The following is a 25,069-nucleotide window of genomic DNA, read 5'->3' as shown; positions in this document are numbered from 1 at the left end:
ATTAACCGAGCGGTAACATGGGTGTGATTATTACAATAAGGTGAGACTGCACAGGTTGTTTTCGTTCAGTCATCAATCACCTTCATCACTGCTATGGGACTACACATGCAAAAATTCAAGCCCAGTTTGATCACGGCAGCGTTTATAGCGAGTGGGATGGCTATATTCTCTCAGCCGTTGTACGCACAAGAGCCTGAGACTGCGCCATCGGAAACGGCGGCACCTGAGGAAGAAACGATTGAACGCATTGAAGTGCGCGGCTTCAGTACCAGCCTGATCCAGTCACTCAACCAAAAACGTTTCGGCGATACCGTATCTGAACAACTCTCTGCCGATGACTTAGGCGGTCTCCCTGATGTATCAATGGCGGATGCATTGACGCGATTACCGGGTATTTCTGCGGTCAGAACCGGTGGGCAGGCCGCAGAGATTAACATCCGTGGCTTATCGGGCGGATTCGTTTTCTCAACACTGAACGGTCGAGAGCAAGTGTCGACCAGCGGCACGCGGTCAATTGAATTCGATCAGTACCCGTCTGAACTGATTAATTCAGCGGCAGTGTACAAATCACCCAAAGCGTCTTTGATAGAAGGTGGTGTCGCCGGAACGGTGGAGTTACGTACTGCGAGCCCGTTATCTAATGATGAGCAGCATACCTTTAACGCGAATGTACGGGGCATGTATAACGACAGAGCTAGCGAAATACCTGATGGTGAAGAGTTCGGGCATCGCTTGAGCTTCTCTTACCAAGGAAAGTTTATGGACGATACGTTGGGCGTGGCACTGGGCTATGCGCGTCTGTATCAACCGTCTGTGTCGACGCAGTTTATTGGTTTAGCGTATAACGGCGTGACCGACGTCGATGGTGTTCATTCGGACGCCGATTGTCAGGATCAGGACTTTGCACAGCTGGAAGAATGTGAGCTGATCAGCGAAGGCTTTGAGATGCAACACAAAGGCGGTGAAGAAACTCGCGACGGTTATGTGGCTGCAATTGAATGGGCGCCTGTGGATAATTTCACGCTCAAAGCGGATGCATTCATTTCCAAGTTTGATTCAGAAGCCTTTGCGCGTGGTTTCCGGGTCAAGCTAGGAGGAATACAAACGTCAATTACGAATCCAGTGGTTGTTGATCGCAGTGTAATAGGTGGCACGTTCACCCGTACCGCCGACAGCTTTACCCGAGTGGAGCTGGTCAATGACGACAATCAAGACTTTGACCAAGTAGAAAGCTATGGGATTAATGCAGATTGGGACATTACTGATAATCTGTCTGCCCAGTTTGATATTTCACTGTCAAAAGCGGAAAGTAATTTCCGCAATGGTTTGACGTGGGCACTGGTGGGTGATGGCGATCCAGACAGCCCTCGGTTTGATGAAAATGTATCAATTTCTTATCAGTTGAATGGTCTAAATTTACCTGATTTGGCATTTAACCAGACCGACCTGTTCACCGACTTAGATCGCGTGCGTGTGAGTAAGTACGGCATTTACCCCTTCCAGAATGATGATGAGCTGGACGCTTACCGTCTTGACTTCCAGTATGCACTGGATATGCCCATTCTTTCAGGTCTGGAGTTTGGTGCGCGTTATTCTGACCGTGAGTACAAAAATGATCGCTCGGTGTTTGAGTTCGGAAATGACTCCGCATTCTCTGCGTCACAACCGTCATTCCAATTGTCACCCGATATGGTTGACGTGGTTAACTGGGAAGGCGATTTCAGCTATTTCCCTAGTTACCTTGCAATAGATTTAGATTCAACGCTGAATGCGTGGTTTCCTGGAGGCGTTCCACAGCCGCAACAAACCTGGGGACCTGGTGCGGCAGGCGTGATTAATGGCCCCGGCATTGGTCCTTCTACAGCCTGGTCTGTGCAAGAGAGTGGTGACGTGTTCGAAACCGTTAGTGCGGCTTATTTAATGGCCAACATCGATACTGAGATTGGTGACATGCGTGTCACCGGTAATGTGGGTGTGCGTTATGTTGAATCCAAGCAGAGCTCAACGACCTTGCAACGTGCAACGCGTATTTTGACAGACCCTGTGACTGGCGTTCAAGTGGAAGTGAGCGACCCGACGCTTGGCGCACAGAACATAACTGATGAAGCTGGGCTGATTAACAATTTTTATCGCCCTGATATTATCAGCCATGAATATACTGACCTTCTACCCAGCATCAATTTAAATTTTGGTGTCACCGACAATTCACAATTGCGTGTCGCTGCCGCTAAAGTGATGGGAAGAGCACCGATTAACCGCTTTGCAGCCAACGCCTCGACCAATGTCGAAGTGGTCACAGCGGTACAGGACAGAGACAGTGGCGAAGTTACCTTATCGACTGAAACGGCAAGGATTAACGGGTCATCACGCAACAGTCCTTATCTAGAGCCGTTTTACGCGACACAATACGACCTGTCGTACGAATATTATTTTGATGAAACCGACGGTGCCTTTATTGCTGCTGCGTTTTACAAAGATATTGAATCATTTATTGAGAACATTGGCATTGAGCCGTACGACTTTGCAGGCAACGGTTTTGTGGTACCGGATTCAGTTCAAGTTCCTGTGTTTTTGGAGCCTGAGTTTGTTGGACAAGATCCTGAGCTCGTATTAGACGCACAGGGCAACCCTGTTTTCGTCACAGTGCCCACAGAAAATGGAAACTATGAAACAGCGATCAACAACGCCGAAGGAGGTTACATTCGCGGGCTAGAGTTTGCCTACACGCAAATTTATAGCATGTTACCTGGAGCTTGGGCTGGGCTGGGCGTCAGTGCGAGCTATTCGTACACAGAAAGTGAAATTCAGCGCACTGTCGGCAATGGTGTATTTGCGAGTGCACTGCCAGGCCTCTCTGAAAATGTGGCGCAGCTTACCGTCTTTTGGGAGTACGAAGGCTTTGAGACACGCATTAGTGGGCGCTATCGCGACCAGTTTGTTTCTGAGCAAGTGGCGATTAACGACCAGACGGTCAATTTTGATGAAGAACTGGTTATCGATTACCAAGCCTCTTATGAAATCAATGACAACCTGAGCGTACTTTTTCAGATCAATAACGTGACCGATGAGCCGACCAAGAGCTATTTCTCTTCGCAGGAGCAAACTGGAACAATCCAGTTCTTCGGTACGCAATATTTCATGGGGTTAACGTACTCATTATGAAAAATTTAAGCATAACATTGGAGCATTTACCTATGTTTAATCGAACCCGAGCGTTTGGCTTTATGGCCATAATGCTTTCCGTCTTGTTTTTAGCCGGTTGTGGTGGTTCTGGTGTGGAGTCGGGTAGTAACGACCTTCTCACTTGTAACGCACCGAATGTACCGGATTCCAGTGGTTCAACCTGTGTGCCACCCCCTCCGATTGAGTGTACGCCACCCACTGTGCCGAATGAATCAAATGACGCCTGCGTTGTTGGTGCTGATCCGACTCTACCTGAACCTACGGTTTTTCCGGGTGAAGACCAAGCCGTGTTGTACTACAACCGTGCCTCTGTCGGTGCTGATAACACGCCTGGGGACAGCAGCTATGAAGGCTACCGTTTACACACGTGGAGTAATGATGATTGCGATGCCTACGCCGATCCCGATACGGATTGGGCTAACGGGCGTATCCACAATGGTATTGACCCGAATTATGGTGCTTACTGGGTATTAGATTTAAAACCTGGTTACGCCGATACGGCCGGTGCCTGTCATAACTTTATTATTCACATCGGTACAGATGATGCCGGTAAAGAAATGGGCGGCGGTGACTTTAAAGGCTCGTTGACGCAGGATGATGCGAAATTTGCGCGGGTGAATTTCACATTAAGCGGTGAGCCCACTGTGTTTGAGTTTCCAATTCTGACGCTGGGTCCACAACCGGTCAAAATCGAGAATATGTCTGCTCACTGGCTTGATACCAATACTATTCTGTCGGCGTTAGACATGACAGATATTGATTCAATGAAGCTACATTATTCAGCCTCTGCTGATTTGGAAGCGACTTTAGAAAGTGGCTTGAACGGCACAGTGGTTGATTTAGAACCTGTTACGTTGACGGAAGAACAAACCGCCATTGCACCGCATTTGGCTGACTTACCTGCTTTCCAAGGCGCATGGACCGAGGAAGAAGCGAAAGCCGTCCTAAAAACGCAAGCGGTATTGGCTGGCTATAACGCCGAAGGTACGTTAGTTGCAGCCACTGGCATTCAGTTGGCCAATGGTATCGACCAAGTGTACACCACGAGTGACGAAGACGCTGATGAAGCACAGTTGGGTGCAGTGTATACCGATGGTGGTGTAACGGCTGCTGTTTGGGCACCAACCGCGCAAAATGTTCGCTTGTTGTCTTATAACGACAATAAGACGTTAGCAAATGCGTTTGATATGACTGAAAATACGACCTCAGGTGTGTGGACCTACTCCGGTGACATGGGGCTTGACCGTACCTTGTACCGTTATGAAGTCACAGTCTACCATCCTCGTACAGGCGCCATTGAAGAGCTTGAAGTCACCGACCCGTATTCAGTGTCGCTGTCGACTAATGGTCGTTTTTCCCGCTTTGTTAACTTGAACGACGATGATCTCAAGCCAGCCGGATGGGATACACACGTTATTCCCACCGTGGCAAACCCTGAAGATATTGTGATATACGAAGGTCATATTCGTGATTTTAGTATCCGTGATGAAAGCACATCACCGGAAAATCGCGGTAAATATCTCGCCTTTACGGAAGACGGTACTGCGCCTGTTGAACATTTGCGCGCATTGCAGGAAGCGGGGTTGAACCACTTCCACATGCTGCCGGCAAATGATATTGCAACCATTGAAGAAAACGTGTCGCGTACTGTTGACTTCGACAGCACGGTCGCGCAATTGTGCTTGCTCAATGCGAATGCAGGCGCGTGTGAAGAAGCTGATGCGTCAATGACCTTGGGCGACTTGTACGAAAGCTATGACCCAGTGCAAGAGCCAACTAAAGCACAAGCGCTGCTCGACGATATGCGCGGTTTCGACCAGTTTAACTGGGGTTATGATCCGCATCACTTCAATGCACCAGAAGGTAGTTATGCGTCTAACCCAGAAGGTGTAGAGCGCATTATTGAAATGCGCGCCATGAATCAAGCACTGCACGAGATGGGACTGCGCGTGGTGTTAGATGTTGTGTATAACCATACCAATGCCTCGGGCGTATTCCCTAAATCGGTATTGGATAAGGTGGTTCCTGGGTACTACCACCGGTATGAAGAAGACACCGGTGCGATAGTGCGTGAAACGTGTTGTGATGACACCGAGCCACGCAATGTCATGATGGAAAAATTCATGCATGATTCCTTGGTTCAGTGGGCGGAGCAATATAAGTTCGATTCGTTCCGGTTTGACATCATGAGTCAGGCAACTAAAGACACCATGATCCGTTTACGAGATGCTGTGCAAGCTGTTGACCCCGATAACTATTTCTACGGTGAAGGCTGGCAGAAAATTGATCGCGGCTATGAGCAAGCGACGCAAATCAATATGGCTGGCACTGAAATCGGTACGTTCAATGACCGTATCCGTGAAGCCATCCGCCAAGGGCAAATCTTTGCAGACGAAGCGTCTGACGACGCCTTGAACGCACAAGATCGCGTCAAAATGAGCATGGCCGGCACGTTGACCGACTACGTGCTTGAAACATCGGGCGGAAGCGCGACAACAACCAGTAGCCTGGGCGGTTATGCGAAAGATCCTGCCGACATCATTAACTATGTATCAAAGCATGATAATGAGACGCTATGGGATCAGTTTAACTATGTTCTACCGAACGATCTGACATTAGCGGAGCGGGTGCGCGCACAAAATATTGGTATCGGTATTCCGATGCTGTCGCAAGGTATCCCGTTCCTGCAAATGGGTGGCGATATGTTGCGCTCTAAGTCTATGGACCGAAACACCTTCGATGCTGGCGATTGGTTCAATTACGTCGATTTCACCATGCAGACCAATAACTGGAACGTTGGCTTGCCACTTGCGCAAGACAATGAAGGCCGTTGGGGTGAAATGGCGACCTTTATTTATTCGCCAGAGCGCGCTGCCAGTATGACCGAAATCGATTTTGCGGCAGAGGTCTTTAAGGAGCTGCTGCGCATTCGTACCGGTTCACCATTATTCCGTTTAACCACACAACAAGACATCATTAATCGTGTTGGTTTCCATAATATCGGCAGCCGTCAGCAGCAAGGCCTAATCGCTATGAGCATTGATGACGGGATCACGCCGGACAGCACGTTCACGCTAGCGGATATTGATGTTAACTACGATGCGCTGATGGTGGTAGTGAACAGCGGTTACGAGCAAAAGTCGATCACTGTTCCGACGGCAACCGGCTTTGAGCTGCACATGATGCAAATGAACTCCATCGACCCCGTAGTGCGTTCAGCAAGCTTCGCTGAAGGTGAAGGGGATGACGAAGGTAACGGTACCTTTACTGTACCTGCGTTGACCATGGCGGTGTTCGTGAAGCCGCAAATGGGCGCTCAGGGTTACGGACTATCAGCGTATGCTACATCTGGTGCGCCTGACGTTGTGCCTTACGGTGATACCACGGTTTACTTGCGTGGCGTTAACGGTGACTGGGGTACTACCAATGCGTTTGAGTACAAAGGTGATGGTATCTACGAGTTTGCCATTGAACTTGAGCAAGGTTCTGAGCAAGGCTTCAAAGTGGCGTCTGAGGATTGGGCTACCGTTAACTTTGGTGCGACGCCAGGCGACGAGGCTGTGGAAGAGGGTGTTGAGAAAACGCTTGAATCGCCGGGTGAAAACCTAGCCTTCACCACACCAGAAACTGCACGCTACTTGTTTAGTGTTGACGCCAATGATTCTGCTGCACCGGTATTAACCGTGAGTTATGAGAATCCTTATTTTGGCACAGGTGTCTATATTCGTGGTGTTAACGGCGACTGGGGCACGACCAACGAAATGACGTTCCAAGGTGGTGGTCAATTCACTGTCGCGATAGAACTCAATACTGGCGAACAGGCGTTTAAAGTTGCCACTGAAGATTGGTCAACGGTTAACTACGGTGGTGTTTCCAGTGACCTTGCTGATCGGGAACTGGCTGTTGGCGGTGAATTGCCACTGGGTATGGCAGATGATAATAATCTGTTGATGACCATTGATGAGCAGGCAAGCTATGTGTTCATTTTTGACGAAGCCGATCCGGCCGACCCACGCATCCGCGTTTTTGCTGAACAGTTCTTTGGTGCAACACCAGTTTACTTGCGCGGTATTAATGGCGACTGGGGAACGTCTAATGAGTTCACTTATGCGGGCGATGGCGTGTACTCTATCGAGGTAGATGTTAACGCGGGTGAAAACTTCTTTAAGGTAGCGTCGGAAGATTGGGCGACGGTCAATCTGGGTGCGACGTCACCGGATGATATTGATGTCACCTTGGGGCAGCCGCATCCACTGGCATCGTCTAATGATAATTTACGCTTAGGCATCGATGCCGGAACCTATGAGTTTAAAGTTGTAGGGCCTGATGCGACCAAGCCAACGGTTACCGTGACGCAAAAATAGCACACGGGTTTGGTTAAACCTCAATTAGGGCCGCGCTTGCGGCCCTTTTTTTATGCGGAGAAGGGGGCGCATCAGATGACTTGATGATTGTGATAAGCAGTTGTTAGTATAAGATTTCAAAATGGTTAGGTTAAAAGGATTAACGAACATGAAGAACACACTACATCGCCTCACAGTGCGCAGTACATCATGGTTGTCAGGTATGATTGTCGCGATTATATTTGCGTTAAGTGCACACGCCGCAGGCGACAATATTCCACAAGAAGCATACGACTGGCTGGTATTGTTGGATAATAAACAGTATCAACAGTCCTATGAGGCAGCCGCACCGTTGTTTAAACAAGCGACGACTGCGTTACAGTGGCAAGCCGCTGCTGAGCAAGCGCGCGGTTCGTTAGGCGCATTTAAATCTCGCAAGGTGGCCAGCGCGCAGCGTGTTGACAACTTGCCCGGTTTGCCAACCGGTGAATATCAAGTGATTGATTTTCACTCTTCATTTGCGTTAAAGAACGCGGCTAACGAGCGTTTGGTGCTGGTCAATAACGAGGAGGGTTGGCAGACTATTGGCTATTTTGTTCGATAAACAAAATTTGTTCTAACGAATAAAATATTTCGCTTTCCAACGGTCCATTTTTCATTATCTTTAGCCATCCTTATCACTTTTTAGTTATCAGTAACATGGCTGCTAAAAAACAATCATCCTCTTGGGATGATGACTACGAAAACGACGATTTAGAATTAATGGAAAGGGGCAAGAAGAAAGGCTCCAAGCGTAACAATAACCAACGCGACTTAAAGCGCAGTGGTGGTTTTATGCAGGCCAATGAAGATGCAAAGTTTAGGCAATCCTCGCACCGCTAGTTGCCGCTAGAACTGAAAAATGGGCGCCAGGCTTTCTTTACAAGGAAAGCCCCTAGGCGCCTTTTTTCGTTGTATTGCTGAGTTTGCTTGAGTTTATCGCGACAACGTTTGATACTGCATTTTTTGTGTCTGCGCGAGTCACCTATGGACATTCGATTTTTGTCGACATTTCTAGAAGTCAGCAATACGCGTCATTTCGGTAAAGCCGCTGAGAATCTCTACCTGACTCAAGCTGCTGTGAGTGCAAGGATCAAGCTCTTAGAAGAGTTTTTCAACGTTAAACTTTTCACTCGGCATCGCAACAGCATTCAACTTACACCGGCAGGTGAGTTACTAATCCCGTATGCGAAACAACTCACTGATACTCTCAAAGAAGCTCAGCACAACGTCATTGACAACAAAGTCCACTATTTAAGCGTTGCCTCTACAAGCTGTGCTCAGGAAATTTATTTTGCTAACGCACTGCCCAAACTCGCCGGTCAATACCCAGACCTGCATGTAAAGTCGGACATTTTATCGTCAGACATGTTACTCAGGCATCTGCTGGAGCATACAATAGACATTGGCTTCAGCACCGAGTATTTCAAGTCAGATGAGATTGAAAAATTAGCCGTTTGGCAAAGCCCATTGTCATTCTATACTGCGCAAGGGCAACGTCATGAGGCTTTCTCTGAGGGTGAGAGTGGATCTAGCGCGAACTATGTTCACATTGAATACAGTATTGCGGTGAGTGAAAGCGTGTTTAAGCAAGTTAAGGCGACAAGGCACCCAAAACTTCGCACGCCGTCTCCCTCTGTTGGCGTTCAGGCGTTGTCTGACGATGGCGTCATTTTATTGCCCGATGCATGGGTTTCAGAGCAAGCATTACAGTTGCAAAAACTTGAGCAGCCTGAAATAGCGCCGCTCAATGTGTTTGCTTACTGGCGAAAAGACTGTGAATTGAACCTATTACCTGAAATCACCAAATATTGCCTCGGCCTCGGACTAACGGGTCAGTAGGAATTCATGTTCAGGGTCAACAATCAGTCTACCCGCCATGGCTTCGCGACCTAGCAGCATAAGATAGGTCATCTCAGAGCGATCGGTCAGTGTCAGTTGTATTTCCCAAGTCATTCCTGCCAATACAATAGGCGTTTCAATCACGTAACGACGTTCACGAGTCGCGGTTGAGCTTTTTATCTTACGAATATCGCTCACTTTGGCTTCTCGACGTACGATCTCGTCCACATTGTGGATGTTGGGATGAATATCAAAACTCACCCACATTTGCCCATCGCGCTCAATCTCATCAATGTTATCGACATGCAGCGAAGACGTTGCCGCGCCGGTATCTACACGGATGTTTAAGCCTTCAATGGATAAGTCGGGCAGATCACATAATTCAAGCGCGCCTACCAAATGTTTACTAATGTCAGTCAAATCGTCTTCCTCAACGGTCTTTGTTCAGTTTAATAAACAATTGTCGGATCGTCCAAAACCATGTTGTCTTGCAACAATTCGACATGTTCAGCGACAGAGTCGGGTTTAGAAAAATACGCGATGTGGTACATGGCTTCACCCTCTTGTGTAAGAGGGATATTTTGCTTGCCAATGACTACACCGTCAGCAGGGCAGGTGACACATGCGAGCTCTGTGCCGTAACGGTCGGCAATTGTTGCTAAAGTATCGCCCTGCTTGACGTGGTCACCCAACTGAGAAACATGATGCACAAAGCCGCTCTCAGTCGCGCGAACCCAGCCACTCTGGCGAGCGACGAAACGTTTAATGTCATGATCTTTGGTCGAGCGTTTATTCAACATGCCAATATGCCGCATCACGTTAATAATGCCTTTCACGCCAGCCCGAATTGAAAATTCGTCATAGCGTAATGCTTGGCCTGCTTCATACAGCAACACGCGTATATCGTTGTCAGCAGCCGCCTGCCTGAGTGATCCATCGCGAATATCGGCATTTAGTAACACGGGTAGGCCGAACGCTTTGGCCATTTGCAACGTTGCGTCGTCGTCCAGGTTCGCTCGGATCTGAGGGAGATTGCTGCGGTGAATCGCACCGGTATGTAAATCGATGCCGTAATCACACTTCTTCACAACTTCAGTTAAAAATAAGTTGGCAATACGCCCCGCCAGAGAACCTTTGCGAGAGCCCGGAAAACTGCGGTTCAGATCACGCCTATCAGGCAGATAGCGACTTTGATTTAATACGCCATACACATTCACCATCGGCACGGCAATCAACGTACCGCGCAGGGCTTTAATTGATTTACTCTTTAGTAGTCTGGAAACAATTTCGATACCGTTTAGCTCGTCGCCGTGAACGGCAGAGCTAACGAACAGTGTCGGACCAGGGCGTTTGCCCCGTTGTACATGAACGGGGATCGACATGTGAGTGTCGGTGTACAGTTGCGGCAGGGCTAATTCAATGCGTTTGGTTTCACCGGCCGCAATGCGGATGCCACCAATCTCGATGGCAGGAATTGACTGCCCCATCGTTAGCCTTTACCTCGCGTTTTGGTGGTTAGGTGAGCATTCTTCACGATATGCTCAATGATCATGCCAGCGATATTTTTCCCTGTAGCGGTTTCGATGCCTTCTAGGCCCGGCGATGAATTAACTTCCATCACGACCGGTCCATTTTTTGAACGTAAAATGTCCACACCCGCCATGTTCAGTCCCATGGTATTCGCTGCAGCAACCGCAGTTTTACGTTCATCCGGCGTTAATTTCACGATACTGGCAGAGCCGCCTCTATGCAGGTTTGAACGAAATTCACCCGGCGCCGCCTGGCGCTTCATCGCCGCAATCACTTTATCACCCACCACAAGACAACGGATATCAGCGCCACCTGCTTCTTTGATGTATTCCTGAATTAAAATATTGGCGCCAAGCCCCATAAAGGCTTCAATAATCGCTTCTGCCGTTTTTGCCGTTTCAGCCAAAACCACACCAATGCCCTGCGTGCCTTCAAGCAGTTTAATCACAACAGGCGCACCACCCACATTTTTGATGAGATCATCAATGCGGTCTGGGTGGTTTGCAAAACCCGTTCGCGGCATACCGATACCTTTGCGTGACAAAAGCTGTAGGGATCTCAGCTTGTCACGAGAGCGGCTGATTGCCACCGACTCATTGATCGAATACGTGCCCATCATTTCAAATTGACGTACCACTGAGGTTCCGTAAAAGCTGACCGAGGCACCAATACGAGGAATGATGGCGTCGTATTTCGGCAGCGTTCGCCCCTTGTAGCGTACGGAAGGGTTGTTACTGGTTATGTCCATGTAACAGTGCATGGTATCGACAACGTCGACTTCGTGTCCCATTTCAATACCCGCTTCTTTAAGGCGGCGAGTTGAATACAATTTAGGATTCCGAGATAAGATAGCGATGCGCATTTTTGTGACTCCTTAGGGAGTGAAAAGTGGTGTGAGTCTATCAGACATATCAGTCTCTACCATAGAATACTCTGAACCAAGATGCACATTTATTGCGGTTTTTGCGCTTGCGACCGCTCCAGCCGAATAGCACCGTCAATGTGTACATCGCGCTGCGGGAACGCAATCACGATGTGGTTTTGAGCGAAGAGTTCATCAATGCGAAAGCGGATGTCGCTGCGGATTATACGCAAGTCGCGTTCGACGGTGGCATTGACCCAAAAATACACTTCAAAAGCGAGTGAATTGTCACCAAAATCATCAAAGATCACGACAGGCTTGGGAATACCCAATATTTGTTCATGTTCGTTGGTGGCCTGCTCAATCAACTCGCTCACTTTTCGGCAGGGTGAACCATAGGCAACACCAACGCGCACCGACGTACGTGTGAGTGTGTCGATCAAGGTCCAGTTGATAACGGTATTTTCAAGCAGTTTGCTGTTGGGTATGAGCATATGCACGCCGTCGACCCGTCGGATCCTTGTGGAGCGGGTATTGATCGTCTCAACTTTACCCCGAGCGCCGTCAACTTCCAGAAAGTCGCCGATTTTGATCGGTTTTTCCCACATGAGGATCCAACCACTGATAAAGTTGTTAATAATATTTTGTGCGCCAAAACCCACGCCGATGGCGACTGCGCCAGAAAGAAATGCAAAAGCGGTAATGGGAATATTTAAAATATCTAAGGTTGTGATCACTAACAGAATAATGGCGACGACGTAAAAAACGCGCCTGATCAACAACACTGAGTTGGGATTGGCACCGCGCGATGTTAATTTCGATGCGAGCGTTTTGGCCAGCGCCTTGGTCGCCCAGAGTCCGACAAGTACTACCAATGGAACAATTAATAGTTCTCCCACTGAGAAGCTGACATCAAATAGCGTGAATACTTCAGTATCCGCGATGCTTTTTAGTTTGTTCCATAAATTGGCAATGGTGTCGAGCATGGCCGCTCCTTAATCGGTAGATGTTCGCTGACTTTGATGCCGGGCAAAGTCAATTTGACGCTCTAATCGCTCGCCCATAGTGCCAGCGCGTTGCGCTCGCTCAAGATAGTATAACGCTTCAGTGAAACGCTGTTCTGAGTAAAGTTTTTCACCAGCGCTTAGGTTAGCTTGTGGATCATGGGGCAGCGCATCGGCAATCAGCATCAATGACTTAATTTGCATAAAGGTATTGCCACGCTGCTCATAGCCAAGTGCTGCCTTACGAGCCATGCCAAGCCAGTCAATCGCCCCTTCAAAGCGTTGCTTTCCCAAAGCTTGCTGCCAGTCTCCCGGTGGAGCCAGAGTGACCGGCTGTGGGCTGTCAGTAAATGGGTAATCAGATTTCAAGGTTTGCACGCTGGCATACCCGTAATACTCTTCTGAAGGCAGAACAGAGCGTGCTCGCCACGCTCGGTTTATATCCACCCAGCGCTCTGGTTTAAACACAGGGTTCCCGGCAATGGCTTCGTAAAACGTATTAGCGATGACGAAATAGCCCTGTAAATTGGGGTGCAAGTGTTCAAGCATGAGGTTATTGCCGATCACGTTGTGCTCGCTTCGCTGCGCCAGCGCATGTTGTGTATCAACCAAATACACGCCCTCACGCCGCGCCAGTCTTCTGATGACCTGATTGATTGCCTCAGGCGCACGAAAGCGGAGTAGGTCATGCTCTTTTGCCTGCCTATAGTGATGCTTAGCCAGCTCGGGCAATTGTGCGCTGAACAATGCCTGGGCGAGTGTAAAATGAAGCTCTGCACTGTGCGCACCCGAGTATCGTCGTGCAAGTGCTTTTAACCTCTCACCAGAATCGCTTTGCCTTAATTCTTTTGCAAAATTCGCTGGAACTGCGGTGGATTCAAAGGGTGAATGGTCTTTTTCATTGCTGGCTATGGTGGCAATGTACACGGGAATATTTGCCCTGTGATAGCGTTCGAGCAGCGCCGTCATATTGCGTTCAAATTGTTCAACTCCGGCTGAGAAAACCGCCGAGTCAAGCGCGATATTTTTGTTCTTGGCGACTTGTGACATCACGCTGCGACGGCTATCAGCTGCAACATTTCCTGTGCTGTGTTGTCCGTGGGTAAAACGAGTAGCGGTGTTTTCAATCCATTGATACAAGCGAAAGTCTTTGAGCCACAATAATGTGCGGGTCAACCAATAGTGGGACGCTATTTGGTGTTGAGAGCCAACACCAAGGATACCTAAATATTCATTGTGACCCGCATAGATCAGAACCGCGTCCGGTTGCTGTTGAATAATGTCTGCGCTGAAATCTAAAAGCGTAAATGAATTGACTGCCGATAGCGCAGTGTTGATCACTTCTACGTGCTGACTTGGATAACTCAGGCGCAACCGATTATCGAGCATACCTGCCAAGGAGGCACCCAACCCGTAGGGATAACCGGCTGCGGTTGAACCACCCTGCACAAATAAACGCAGCCCATTCGGGGGTTTCTCTTTGAGAAAGAAGTTCGCTTCCAGCGAGACGGCAGGTGCTGAACCTGACGCATTCCCGTGTCGTGGGAAATACCGCTTAATCACGTGTGGTTCGGGCAACAAATAATTGGGATGGACGGGATTTTCAATAAATAAATCTCGCTCATCACCATACCCAACCAGTCGAAGGCCGCCTTCAAGCAGGGCAAAAAACAACAACGGCACGAGCAGCATGATCAGGGTGAATAAACGTTGTTGGGCCCGATGATGCATATTAGTTTGATGTTAACCGGTTGAGATAGCGTTTCGCGTTGACATTATCCGGATCGCGGGCGAGTACGGTTTCTAGCTGTTGCTTTGAGTCACTTACCCGATTGTTGCGAAATAATGCTTCAGCGTACGTGAGCCGCGCTGCAATATCATCTGGTGCCAGTTCAACGGCCTTGCGAGCGTAATAATGTGCCTGTGGCCATTGCTGGCTGCGTAAATACAATTTGCTTGCAACAATCGCTGCCTGACGATTGTTTTTTAAAGCATCAAAGAGAAGGCCTGCCACTTTAGCCGCGTCATCACTGCGTTGTTGACGCTGATACAGCGCCAGTAAATGCTGCTGTTGCGTAAGCCAATTTTCACCATTCAGTCGCTGTTGTGCCAATGATTCGAACACTGACGTCGGTGCAGGCATGGTGTAACCTGTGGGTTGGGTTTGAAACGGGTAGTCAGCGGTTAACTGCGCGACTTTGTACTGTGCAAGCGCATGATCGACTTCAGTCAAAGGAGTATCACTCCATAACGTGTTTAAATCGACTGGGCGGGGTGGCAGGTCTGGTAGTATTTGAGCATCTTCGATCGCGTCGGCAAAGCTATTAGCTAATAGGAAATACCCTCTGGCGGTAGGGTGTAAATGCTCTAGCATGAGCGTTTTATCGATGATGTTATGCGAAATTTCGTTCGAAAAGAGCGCATAACTGTCGGCTACCGCGGCGCCGTGTTGATCGGCTTGGCGTTTGATGATGTGATTAAATTCGCTCGGGGCACGAAAGCGCAACAGGTCCAAATCCGATGCACGCACAAAATGGCGTTTTGCCTGTGCGACATTTCCGCGTGAGAAGGCTAACTGAGCTTGGGCAAATGCAAAGTCAGCCGATTGATTCTCGTTGTCGATGGGATAAGACTCGAAGGGAGCTTGGTCTTTTTCGTTGGCGGCGATGGTACTGACGACAACCGGTACATCTGCATCGTTAAAATGACTCAATATTGCCGTTAAATTGCTTTCAAACTGCGCTAATCCCGCATAGTAAAGCGCTGAACCCATCGGTATATTTTTCTCTTTGGCCACGGTTGCCATTACCGTGCGTTGCGATCGATGTGTCGGGGCTTCGTCTTTAAACGCGCTTACCAGTGATTGCATCAGCTGAAACAAGCGCACATTCTGCAACTTAAGATAGGCAATATTAGCCCAATGGCCGCCCTTGCTGGCGTATACTGAGCCCACCCCCATGATCCCCAGATATTCGTTGTGACCGGCGTAAACCAGCACGGCGTCGGGTTGGATAGCGATGACTTCATCAGTAAAATCACGCAATGCATAGGAGTTGATACTTGCCATGGCCACTGAAATAACTTCGATATCATGCTCTGGATACAAGTACTTGAAACGCTGTTGAAGCATGCCCGCTGGGGAACCAAACCGTCCGTAAGGAAACCCTGCCGCTGTGGATCCGCCCATGAGTACCAGACGCAGCGTTTGCTCTGGCTTCTCGGCTTGAAAGAGAAATGTATCTGGGCTGACGCTGGGTGCTGCGTCGGTTGAATGGAAGTAGCGCTGAATAATATGCGGGTTTGGTTGTAACCACCCTGGTTGGTCCGAGGGGATAAATAAGGGAATGGTTTCGCCGTACCCCACCAATCTCAGCCCACCTTCTATCAGTGCTAAAAAGCCAACAGGGATCAGCAGTGCGATCATATAAAAAAGTGGCTTTTTGTTTAAAGTGCTACCCGGCAAAGTGTGGCTCTCAACGATGTATACAGGCTTCCATAGGCTAAAAGAGTAATCTGGATAAGATTGAATAACAACAGACGATGGGTCATGATTCGCGTATCCACCATCGCCTCGTCGAATGAGAAGAATAAAAATGACCGCCATTTTGGGGATATCAGCCTATTATCATGACAGTGCTGCGTGTGTCGTGGTCGACGGCGTGATCATTGCCGCAGCGCAGCAAGAAAGGTTCTCAAGGCGCAAACATGATCCGCGTTTCCCCATCGATGCGGTGAAATATTGTTTGAGCGAGGCAGGCTTGACGATAGCCGAAATCGATTCAGTGGTGTTCTACGACAAGCCGTTGCTTAAATTCGAACGCCTACTGGAAACATACCTAGCGCACGCACCCAAGGGCTTTTTGTCCTTTGTGCGTGCCATGCCCGTCTGGCTCAAAGAAAAGCTTTATTTAAAAAGTGTGCTTCGGCGCGAACTTAAGGTGCTGTTGCCAGAAAAATCGGCTAGTCAGATCCCACCGCTACTGTTTACTGAGCATCATCAGTCGCACGCCGCCTCAGCATTTTACCCCAGCCCGTTTGAAGAGGCAGCCGTTGTTTGTATGGATGGGGTTGGGGAGTGGGCCACCAGTAGCCTGTGGCATGGAAAAGGGAACACATTAACTATCCGGCAAGAGCTGCATTTTCCACACTCTCTGGGATTACTGTACTCAGCGTTTACCTATTATTGTGGCTTTCGTGTTAACGCTGGTGAGTATAAGCTAATGGGGCTAGCGCCTTATGGCACCCCACGCTTCGTAGAAACCATCTATCAGCATTTAATTGACGTAAAGCCAGACGGCAGTTATCGCCTGAATATGCGCTATTTTGATTTTGCCGTGGGTAGTGTGATGACCAATAACGCATTTGCTAAACTATTTGGTGCACCGGCGTTAACCGCTGATGCGACACCGAACGCGTTTTATTGTGACATGGCCAGCTCTATTCAACAGGTGACTGAAGAAATCGTCATAAAAGTTGCACAGCATGCGCATCAATTAACCGGCAGTCGACATTTATGCTTGGCTGGCGGTGTCGCCCTGAATTGCGTCGCGAATGCAAAAATCGTCGCGCACACGGGGTTTGATAAGATTTGGGTTCAGCCTGCGTCAGGTGATGCGGGCGGCGCGTTAGGTGCGGCGCTCTGTGCATGGTATAGCGCTAATGACAAACCGCGTAATACACATTACCTGACGGACAATGACGCTATGCAAGGGGCGCAGTTAGGGCCGGCCTATAGCGATGAAGATATCGCGCAGGCTATTCACGAACAACAGCTACCGGCTGTTCACCTAACCGAACAGGCAGTGCGAGAACGAGTCGTCTTGGCTCTGACTCAGGAGTGTGTCGTCGGCTGGTTTCAGGGGCGTATGGAGTTTGGTCCGCGAGCGCTAGGGAATCGGTCAATTCTTGGTGATGCTCGCAGCGACTCGATGCAACGCAAAATGAATGTAGCGATTAAACAGCGTGAATCATTCAGACCGTTTGCACCAATCGTTCTGGCGGAAGACTGCCTTGATTATTTTGATTTTGAGGGGGTAAGCCCCTACATGCTGATGACGGCCCCAGTGAAATCTGAACTGCGCTGTGCGGTTCCTCCGCAGCAGAGCCAGAAAAACCATTTGGAACGCGTCAACCAGCGCCGCTCCTATTTGCCCGCCATTACGCATATCGATTTTTCCGCCCGCCTGCAAACCGTGGAACAGCACATAAACCCTCGGTTACATGCGTTACTCAGTGCATTCAAACAAAAAACAGGCACGGCCGTGTTAATCAACACTTCATTCAATGTGCGTGGAGAACCACCGGTTTGCACGCCTAAAGACGCAATACGGGGATTTCTGGCCACCGACATGGATATACTCGTGATGGGCAACTGGTTATTAGAAAAATCATCTCAATGCACAGAGGCGATCCAACGTGCTCGTCGTGTGACTTTTGATAAGGATTAGGTGCAGTGAAACCGCTTAACACAATAATGTTACCGATGGCCGAAAAGCACGATAGCGCTGCACTGCGCCAGTTCGCATGGCAAATGGCGATAGCGTTCCCGCTATTTTTCGCATTACTGTTGCCGTGGTTGTTTGATCAGGCGTATCCACTTTGGCCGTGGTATGTGAGTGTGACACTCCTCCTCAGTGCGTTTGTTGTGCCCATTGCGTTGTATCCTCTGTATGTGGTCTGGATGATCATTGCCAGTCTGCTCGGGTGGACGAATACCGTCATCATTTTGGGTATTGCGTTTTTTTTACTGATCATGCCTATCGGTTTGATCTTACGTGGGTTGAACAAACTCGGTTATCATCGAAAACTTGACCCGTCAGCGGAAAGCTACTGGATTGACCGTACACAATCGCCCACTGCAGAAAACTTGAAGGAACCTTTTTAACATGTTCGAATTTTTGCACGATCTTTGGTCGTTTTTGCGTGTGCGTAAGAAAATGTGGTTGTTGCCTATCGTTGTGATCCTGGCACTTTTGGGCGGTATTGTTATCGCTACCCAGCAGTCTTCGCTCGCAGCCTTTATATACACGTTATTTTGATCGATAACTCGCTGCATACCAAAAAGGTTGAACAGATACCGTCTAGTCTGTCATGAGTACATACGTATGCAGATTGAGTTAACAATTCATTAACGGGTATGCTAGGCCCACTAACTTTGTCATCCATGAGTCGCCAATGACCAATCCTGATATGATTTTCCATCACACTTTCTTCGCAAGTTCGGTGCGCCGTTATGCGTGCGTCGCAGCATTAGTGAGCATGCTATCTGCCTGTACAGGCGCCACATCAAACGCCACCGATAGTTCCAATAGTCAGCAATCGCCTCATGGCGAGGGAGAAAAGCCAATGGCGTCGAAAACTCAGGCCGTGCAGGGGAAACCCGTCGTCTATCAGGTTTTCACGCGATTGTTTGGCAATACCAATACGACCAACACGCCATGGGGAACGATTGAACAAAACGGTGTCGGCAAGTTTAACGATTTCACGCCTGCGGCGCTGTCTGGCATCAAAGCGTTGGGTACCACCCATATCTGGTATACAGGTGTGCCACACCACGCCGTGATCAATGACTATACGGCGTATGGCATCAGTAATGACGATCCCGATGTGGTTAAAGGCCGTGCAGGCTCGCCTTATGCGGTGAAAGATTACTATTCGGTGAACCCGGATCTGGCCGTTGATCCAGCAAATCGACTGGCAGAGTTTGATGCGCTCATTGAGCGCACTCACGCAGCCGGAATGCAGGTCATCATTGATATCGTGCCCAATCACGTGGCACGAGATTATCAGTCTTTGGCCGCGCCGGAGGGGGTAAAAGACTTTGGTCAAGGAGATGATACACGCGTTGAATATGCGCGAAACAACAATTTTTACTATGTGGTGGGGCAACCTTTTGTCGTTCCTCAGCCTGAAAATAATTATCAGCCACTGGGTGGTGATCCGCATCCGTTAGCGGATGGGCAGTTTGACGAAAATCCTGCCAAATGGACTGGTAACGGTGCGCGTGCCGCGCAGCCAAGCGCGAACGATTGGTATGAAACCGTCAAAGTCAATTATGGTGTTCGGCCAGATGGCAGTTACGATTTTCCAACCCTGCCGGACGGCTACGCAGATAAAGGATTTGCCGAACATCACGCTTTCTGGCAAGACAAATCATTGCCAGATAGCTGGTATAAATTTCACGATATCGTGCACTACTGGCTTGACCGCGGCGTCGACGGCTTCCGATATGACATGGCCGAGATGGTACCGGTTGAGTTTTGGTCATTTCTTAACGCCTCGATCAAAGTGAAAAAACCTAACGCGTTTCTGCTCGCAGAAGTTTATCAGCCGCATTTGTATCGTGATTATATCCACTTAGGCAAGATGGATTACTTGTACGATAAAGTCGAGTTTTATGATGGGCTAAAAGCTGTGATGCAAGGGCACGGTGATGCATCTGTATTGGCCGAAACACAAACGCGAATGCAGGATATTGAAGCTCATATGCTGCATTTTCTAGAAAATCATGATGAACAGCGCATTGCGGCACCAGAATTCGCTGGCAGTGCCGAGAAGGGCAAACCCGCGCTAGTCGTTTCCGCTCTGATCAGCCGTTCGCCAACCATGTTGTACTTCGGCCAAGACGTTGGAGAAGACGGCAGTGAGGAAACAGGCTTTGGCGATCCGAGTCGAACAACCATATTCGACTATGCCGGCGTACCTGCTCATCAACGCTGGATGAACAATGGCGCATTCGATGGAGGTCAACTCAGCGACACCGAGCGACAACTTCGCGAGTTTTACATCAAAGTGATGAATATTTCAGCGCAGCATCCGGCTATGCAAGGAGACTACATGAGCTTGCATAGCGCCAATGTGGCTCAACAAGGTGAGTACGACGACAAAACCTTTGCGTTTGCGCGATGGCAGGATGACGCGCGCCTGTTGGTCGCCAGTCAATTTACCTCTTCCCGCAAACAGTTTGACTTGGTCGTGCCAGAGGCAGTGATACAACAATGGTCTCTCCCCCCAGGGGAGTATGAGCTGGTGGATCTACTCACCGAAGCACCGTATACGATGACGGTGAGCCCGGAGGGTATAGGTAGTGTGTCGCTGACGCTAGTACCATTGCAATCGGTCGTGTTGGAGCTAGCCCAATGAAAATGACGTTATGTTGGCTGTTATTGTGCGTGTCGGTACCTTTACACGCGGCGATCGTGCAAAGCGTTGAGCATCGAGCCGATGCATTAACCATTGTGACGGATGAAGGTAAGGTTGAAGTGCGGGCATTGACTGCGCAAAGTGTCAGCGTGTGGTATCAGCCGAATGATGTAAAGCAGTTACCTTCATTCGCGATTGATCCCGCGCTTGATGAAAACGTGAGTGCGTCGCTCCAGAAAATAGATTCGGGGTGGGCGTTCACGCTACCCAATCTGCGCGTCGTGGTGCAAGCCGAGCCGCTCAAACTGTCCTATGAATTTGCTGGAGAGCCATTGTTAAGTGAAGAAATTGGACTCTTTCAGCACGACACTGTGCGAGGCTTTCGTTTTGAACTAGAGCCTGACGAAAAAGTCCTTGGGGGTGGTCAACGCGTGCTCGGGATGGATCGTCGTGGTCACAGAATGCCTCTGTACAACCAGGCACACTACGGTTACACCACCGAATCGAACCAGATGTATTTCGGCTTGTCCGCTGTGATGTCATCAGATCATTATTCGATTATTTTCGACAACAGCGCGCGCGGCACGCTGGACATCGGCCATACTGAGAAAGATGTATTGCAGTTTGAGGCCGTGGGAGGTCGCACGGCCTATATTGTCGCGGCTGGGCGTGACTATGCCGATGTGGTCGAACAGGTGACGCTGGTGACAGGGCGGCAACCGCTGCCGCCACGTTGGGCGCTGGGCAATTTTGCCTCTCGATTTGGTTATCGCACTCAACAGGAAGTCATTGACACGATTGATGCCTTTGTGGAGCAGGATATCCCGGTAGATGCCGTGGTGCTCGACCTGTATTGGTTTGGCCCTGATATTAAAGGCCACATGGGCAACCTCAATTGGCATAAACCGACGTGGCCTGATCCTGAAGGCATGATAGGGAAACTAAAGAAGCAAGGCATCAAAACGATTGTGATTACGGAGCCTTTTATTCTTACGTCATCAAGCCAATGGCAAAGTGCAGTCAGTAATAACGCGTTGGCAAAAAATCTGGCTGCAGAACCACGAACGTTTGATTTTTATTTCGGGAATACCGGTTTAGTTGACGTATTTGATAGCAACGCACAGGATTGGTTTTGGCAGTATTATGAAAAGCTGGCAAATCAGGGTGTTGCAGGCTGGTGGGGTGATTTAGGCGAACCAGAAGTCCATCCTGCTGACAGCCTACATAATGTGAACGGTACGCTGGCAACCGCTGACGAAGTGCATAACGCTTACGGTCATCAGTGGGCTAAAATGGTGTACGAACGGCAATTAGCGATGGCACCGGGTCAACGGCCATTTGTGATGATGCGCTCAGGTTTTGCCGGTTCGCAGCGCTATGGAATGATCCCTTGGACGGGCGATGTCAGCCGCGAGTGGGGGGGGCTGCAGTCACAAGTCGAACTGGCTTTACAAATGAGTTTGTTCGGTTTGGCGTATACGCATTCGGATTTAGGTGGATTTGCTGGTGGCGAAACGTTTGACGCCGAATTGTACACGCGCTGGTTGCAACTGGGTGTATTCTCGCCTGTCTTCAGGCCCCATGCGCAGGAACACATCGCGCCTGAGCCCGTTTTTCACGATGACCCGGTTAAAAGCCGCGCTCGTGATTTGATTAAATTGCGCTATCGGTTAGCGCCCTATATTTATGCGCTGAGTCATGAGAACAGCCGAACGGGCGCGCCATTGATGCGACCACTGGCCTACGAGTTTGAAAATGCCAGCATCGACAATACCCAAAGCTTTATGTTTGGCGATGCATTTCTGGTGACGCCTGTTGTACAGCAAGGCAGCTTATCGGTCTCTTTGGATGCACCAGAGGGCGTCTGGTTCAACTTCTGGAGCAGCGAGAAATTGAATGGCGGTCGGCGTGTGACGGTGGCGGCCCCGCTTGATGAAATCCCCGTGCTTGTAAAAGCGGGCGCATTTATCCCTACCGTACCAGAGCTAAATAATTTAAGTCGCTATTCGACCACAGAGCTTGTCATTCACTACTATGCTGATTCATCAGTGAGTGATGCACAGTACACGTTTTACGATGATGACGGCGTTAGCACGAATACGTTGTCTGAACAAAAGGTGGAGTCAATAACGCTGCGCGCACGCCATGGCGAACAGTTGCAGTTTGACTGGCAATCAGAAGGTAATTTTACCGGGCGAGTCAACCAGCGGTCAGTTACCTGGGTTGTGCATGGCCTAACGGCAAAACCTAAGCGTGTACTTATTGATGGTGAGCCGGCGGGTGAACTTTTGACGTCATCGTGGGAAGCTAAAGGTGATGAAAATGGTGTGTTTCGAGTTTCTGTTCAAGATGTTACACGCTCACATCAGCTGATTTTGCAGTAGTCGCTTTTACGATAACGCTCGCAACGCTTCTGGGTGAGTCATAAATTGCTCACTCAGCTGTTGCAACTGCTGGGCGATCGCTGGTGTCACGGGTGCCAGACTGTGGTAAGCGGGAAGGTGCGCATAGCCAGTGAGCAAACACAGCCATGAGATCGCAGGATAGTAATGTCCAATCTGCTGGCGAGCGACTTCTCCTGCCAAATCACCACCGCGTTGCCACACATCAAGCAGCATTTGCAATGATATCGAACGGTGCTGATTCTGCGTGTTGGCGCGCCAATACGCCGAGTCGTTGCGGTTTGAAACCTGATAATGGCATACGATGTAATCGCGGATCCCATCAATACGTGCATTGATAACGTCATTGAATTGCCGTTGATGCTGGCGCGAATAATGACCTGCTTCAAACGCACCGATAAACTGGATCACTGTTTCCTGTACGATGTGTAAAGCGGTTGCTTCCAAGGGTTCAATAAACCCTTGCGATAATCCCACGGCGATGCAGTTATTGACCCACGTGTTCTCACAGCGGCCAACGTTCATGGTCAGGTGGCGGGCTGTTACGTCGGCATCCAGTAAGCCCAAATGCTTGCGTAACTCTGTTTCGGCCTCATCGCTACAACAAAAATCGCTGCTGTACACATAACCGTTGCCATTTCGGTGAGTGAGCGGGATATGCCATGCCCAACCACAGCTCAACGCCGTTGCGCTGGTATAGGCGCATGGTTCACTGTCGGCAGGTGTTGCAAGTGCGACGGCTGCATTATTAAACAGATTGTCTTTGAACGACACAAAGTGAGTGCCCAGTGTTTTCTGAATTAACAAACCGTTGAAACCGCTGCAGTCAAAAAACCACTCCGCTGATAGTGCTTTACCGCATTGCGTGACAACACTCTGTATATCACCATTTTCCTTTAGGTTGACGTGTTGCACTGTGGCTATCGTATGTTTTACGCCTCTTGCAACCACGGTGTCACGAATGAACTTGCCCAGCGCCAATGAATCAAAGTGATAGGCATAGTTGAGATTTATCGACGTAGCGGAAACCGGAGACTTCCCTTGTTTCGCGAGATGAGCCGCTAGAAAATAGTCATCAGGGTGGTAGGCCGCTTTTGAGCCCTGTTGCGCATAGTGAGACTGGAGTAAAAAGGTACGCGCGGTGTCGCGATCCGTCGCTGAAGGGAAAGGGTGAAAATAATGATTGCGTGGTTTGTCCTGCGTCCACTGATTAAATTGAATGCCATTTTTATAGGTTGCGTGACACGCAGGCATCCACTCGGCTTCGGTAATCGACAGTAAATCAAAGAATGTCTTTAATTGAGGTGTCGACCCCTCGCCGACACCGATTACCCCAATATCCGCCGACTCGATCACCGTGATCTCAAATTGTGAGGCGCTCAACCGGTGATTGAGCAACCCCGCCGTCATCCAACCGGCTGTGCCTCCCCCCACAATAATGATGCGCTGTTTATTACTCATTATTTTGTCTTACCGGCTTTTTATTTTGGACTGGTATGCCTCTATTCTCATGTCAGCCCAATCTTATTACAATGATTAAGTGCTATCGCTTTAGGTAAGGAAGCAGAATAATGCGTATTGTGATGTTAAGTGGATTAGCCGTTTTGCTGCTGGTGCTTAGCATCGCTACCATTGCTTTAATAGAACGTTTTCGTAGAGTGAATTGAAATCCCTCGTTAACGGTGAGTATTCCTTCAACACTCTTGCTTGAATACGTATGCA

The 25,069-nt window shown here is 49.2% G+C and carries 17 protein-coding genes; 10 read left to right on the top strand and 7 right to left on the bottom strand.

The features are described from left to right. The first annotated feature begins 105 nt into the window (after positions 1–105). The 5 genes from KIU71_RS08610 to KIU71_RS08590 all read left to right on the top strand — a co-directional run bounded on the left by KIU71_RS08610 (position 106) and on the right by KIU71_RS08590 (position 9,407). Positions 106–3,162, top strand: coding sequence for a TonB-dependent receptor (locus KIU71_RS08610; RefSeq protein WP_214130836.1), 3,057 nt, complete (start codon positions 106–108; stop codon positions 3,160–3,162). A 32-nt stretch (positions 3,163–3,194) separates the two neighbouring features. After that, positions 3,195–7,547 (top strand): alpha-1,6-glucosidase domain-containing protein, encoded by a 4,353-nt coding sequence (locus tag KIU71_RS08605; RefSeq protein WP_214131032.1) that lies wholly within the window; start codon positions 3,195–3,197, stop codon positions 7,545–7,547. 148 nt (positions 7,548–7,695) lie between these two features. Then, positions 7,696–8,130 (top strand): DUF4019 domain-containing protein, encoded by a 435-nt coding sequence (locus KIU71_RS08600; RefSeq protein ID WP_214130834.1) that lies wholly within the window; start codon positions 7,696–7,698, stop codon positions 8,128–8,130. 95 nt (positions 8,131–8,225) lie between these two features. Then, positions 8,226–8,408 (top strand): hypothetical protein, encoded by a 183-nt coding sequence (locus KIU71_RS08595; RefSeq protein WP_214130832.1) that lies wholly within the window; start codon positions 8,226–8,228, stop codon positions 8,406–8,408. Positions 8,409–8,552: 144 nt separating this feature from the next. Further along, the gene (locus KIU71_RS08590) at positions 8,553–9,407 is read left to right on the top strand and encodes a LysR family transcriptional regulator (RefSeq protein WP_214130831.1); all 855 of its coding nucleotides are present in this window, start codon (positions 8,553–8,555) and stop codon (positions 9,405–9,407) included. Here the strand turns inward: KIU71_RS08590 and KIU71_RS08585 are convergent. From KIU71_RS08585 to KIU71_RS08560, 6 genes are all read right to left on the bottom strand, one after another. Then, positions 9,393–9,818, bottom strand: a complete 426-nt coding sequence (locus tag KIU71_RS08585; RefSeq protein WP_214131031.1) for an ATP-dependent zinc protease family protein — start codon at positions 9,816–9,818, stop codon at positions 9,393–9,395. The two genes, KIU71_RS08590 and KIU71_RS08585, sit on opposite strands and share 15 nt — an antisense overlap. Before the next feature lie 38 nt (positions 9,819–9,856). After that, positions 9,857–10,894 (bottom strand): succinylglutamate desuccinylase/aspartoacylase family protein, encoded by a 1,038-nt coding sequence (locus KIU71_RS08580; RefSeq protein WP_214130830.1) that lies wholly within the window; start codon positions 10,892–10,894, stop codon positions 9,857–9,859. A gap of 2 nt (positions 10,895–10,896) precedes the next feature. Next, entirely contained in the window at positions 10,897–11,799 is a 903-nt protein-coding gene (rimK, locus tag KIU71_RS08575) for a 30S ribosomal protein S6--L-glutamate ligase (RefSeq protein ID WP_214130829.1), read from the bottom strand. Positions 11,800–11,888: 89 nt separating this feature from the next. Beyond that, positions 11,889–12,785 carry a mechanosensitive ion channel family protein gene (locus KIU71_RS08570; RefSeq protein WP_214130827.1) on the bottom strand — a complete coding sequence of 299 codons (897 nt, stop codon included), beginning with the start codon at positions 12,783–12,785 and terminating at the stop codon, positions 11,889–11,891. A 9-nt stretch (positions 12,786–12,794) separates the two neighbouring features. After that, on the bottom strand, positions 12,795–14,534 hold the full coding sequence (locus KIU71_RS08565) for an SGNH/GDSL hydrolase family protein (RefSeq protein WP_214130825.1): 1,740 nt from the start codon (positions 14,532–14,534) through the stop codon (positions 12,795–12,797). Between the two features lies 1 nt (position 14,535). Continuing rightward, positions 14,536–16,407, bottom strand: a complete 1,872-nt coding sequence (locus KIU71_RS08560; RefSeq protein WP_214130824.1) for a tetratricopeptide repeat protein — start codon at positions 16,405–16,407, stop codon at positions 14,536–14,538. Here KIU71_RS08560 and KIU71_RS08555 point away from each other — a divergent pair. From KIU71_RS08555 to KIU71_RS08535, 5 genes are all read left to right on the top strand, one after another. Next, the gene (locus KIU71_RS08555) at positions 16,397–18,250 is read left to right on the top strand and encodes a carbamoyltransferase family protein (protein WP_214130823.1); all 1,854 of its coding nucleotides are present in this window, start codon (positions 16,397–16,399) and stop codon (positions 18,248–18,250) included. The two genes, KIU71_RS08560 and KIU71_RS08555, sit on opposite strands and share 11 nt — an antisense overlap. A gap of 5 nt (positions 18,251–18,255) precedes the next feature. Continuing rightward, positions 18,256–18,687: an SxtJ family membrane protein gene (locus KIU71_RS08550; protein WP_214130821.1), complete on the top strand. Its 432-nt coding sequence runs from the start codon at positions 18,256–18,258 to the stop codon at positions 18,685–18,687. 1 nt (position 18,688) lies between these two features. After that, positions 18,689–18,841 carry a DUF5989 family protein gene (locus KIU71_RS08545; RefSeq protein WP_214130819.1) on the top strand — a complete coding sequence of 51 codons (153 nt, stop codon included), beginning with the start codon at positions 18,689–18,691 and terminating at the stop codon, positions 18,839–18,841. A 136-nt stretch (positions 18,842–18,977) separates the two neighbouring features. Beyond that, positions 18,978–20,945 (top strand): alpha-amylase family protein, encoded by a 1,968-nt coding sequence (locus tag KIU71_RS08540; protein ID WP_390881837.1) that lies wholly within the window; start codon positions 18,978–18,980, stop codon positions 20,943–20,945. Further along, positions 20,942–23,329 carry a glycoside hydrolase family 31 protein gene (locus KIU71_RS08535; protein ID WP_214130818.1) on the top strand — a complete coding sequence of 796 codons (2,388 nt, stop codon included), beginning with the start codon at positions 20,942–20,944 and terminating at the stop codon, positions 23,327–23,329. Before KIU71_RS08540 ends, KIU71_RS08535 begins: the two co-directional genes overlap by 4 nt. Before the next feature lie 6 nt (positions 23,330–23,335). On the opposite strand, the gene KIU71_RS08530 is transcribed toward KIU71_RS08535, so the two are convergent. After that, positions 23,336–24,808 (bottom strand): tryptophan halogenase family protein, encoded by a 1,473-nt coding sequence (locus KIU71_RS08530; protein WP_214130817.1) that lies wholly within the window; start codon positions 24,806–24,808, stop codon positions 23,336–23,338. Positions 24,809–25,069 lie beyond the last annotated feature (261 nt).

The organism is Alteromonas oceanisediminis, from assembly GCF_018474025.1.
Lineage (GTDB): Bacteria > Pseudomonadota > Gammaproteobacteria > Enterobacterales > Alteromonadaceae > Alteromonas_E > Alteromonas_E oceanisediminis.
Note: the sequence above shows the minus strand (reverse complement) of the source record. Positions and strands in the feature narration are given on the sequence as shown.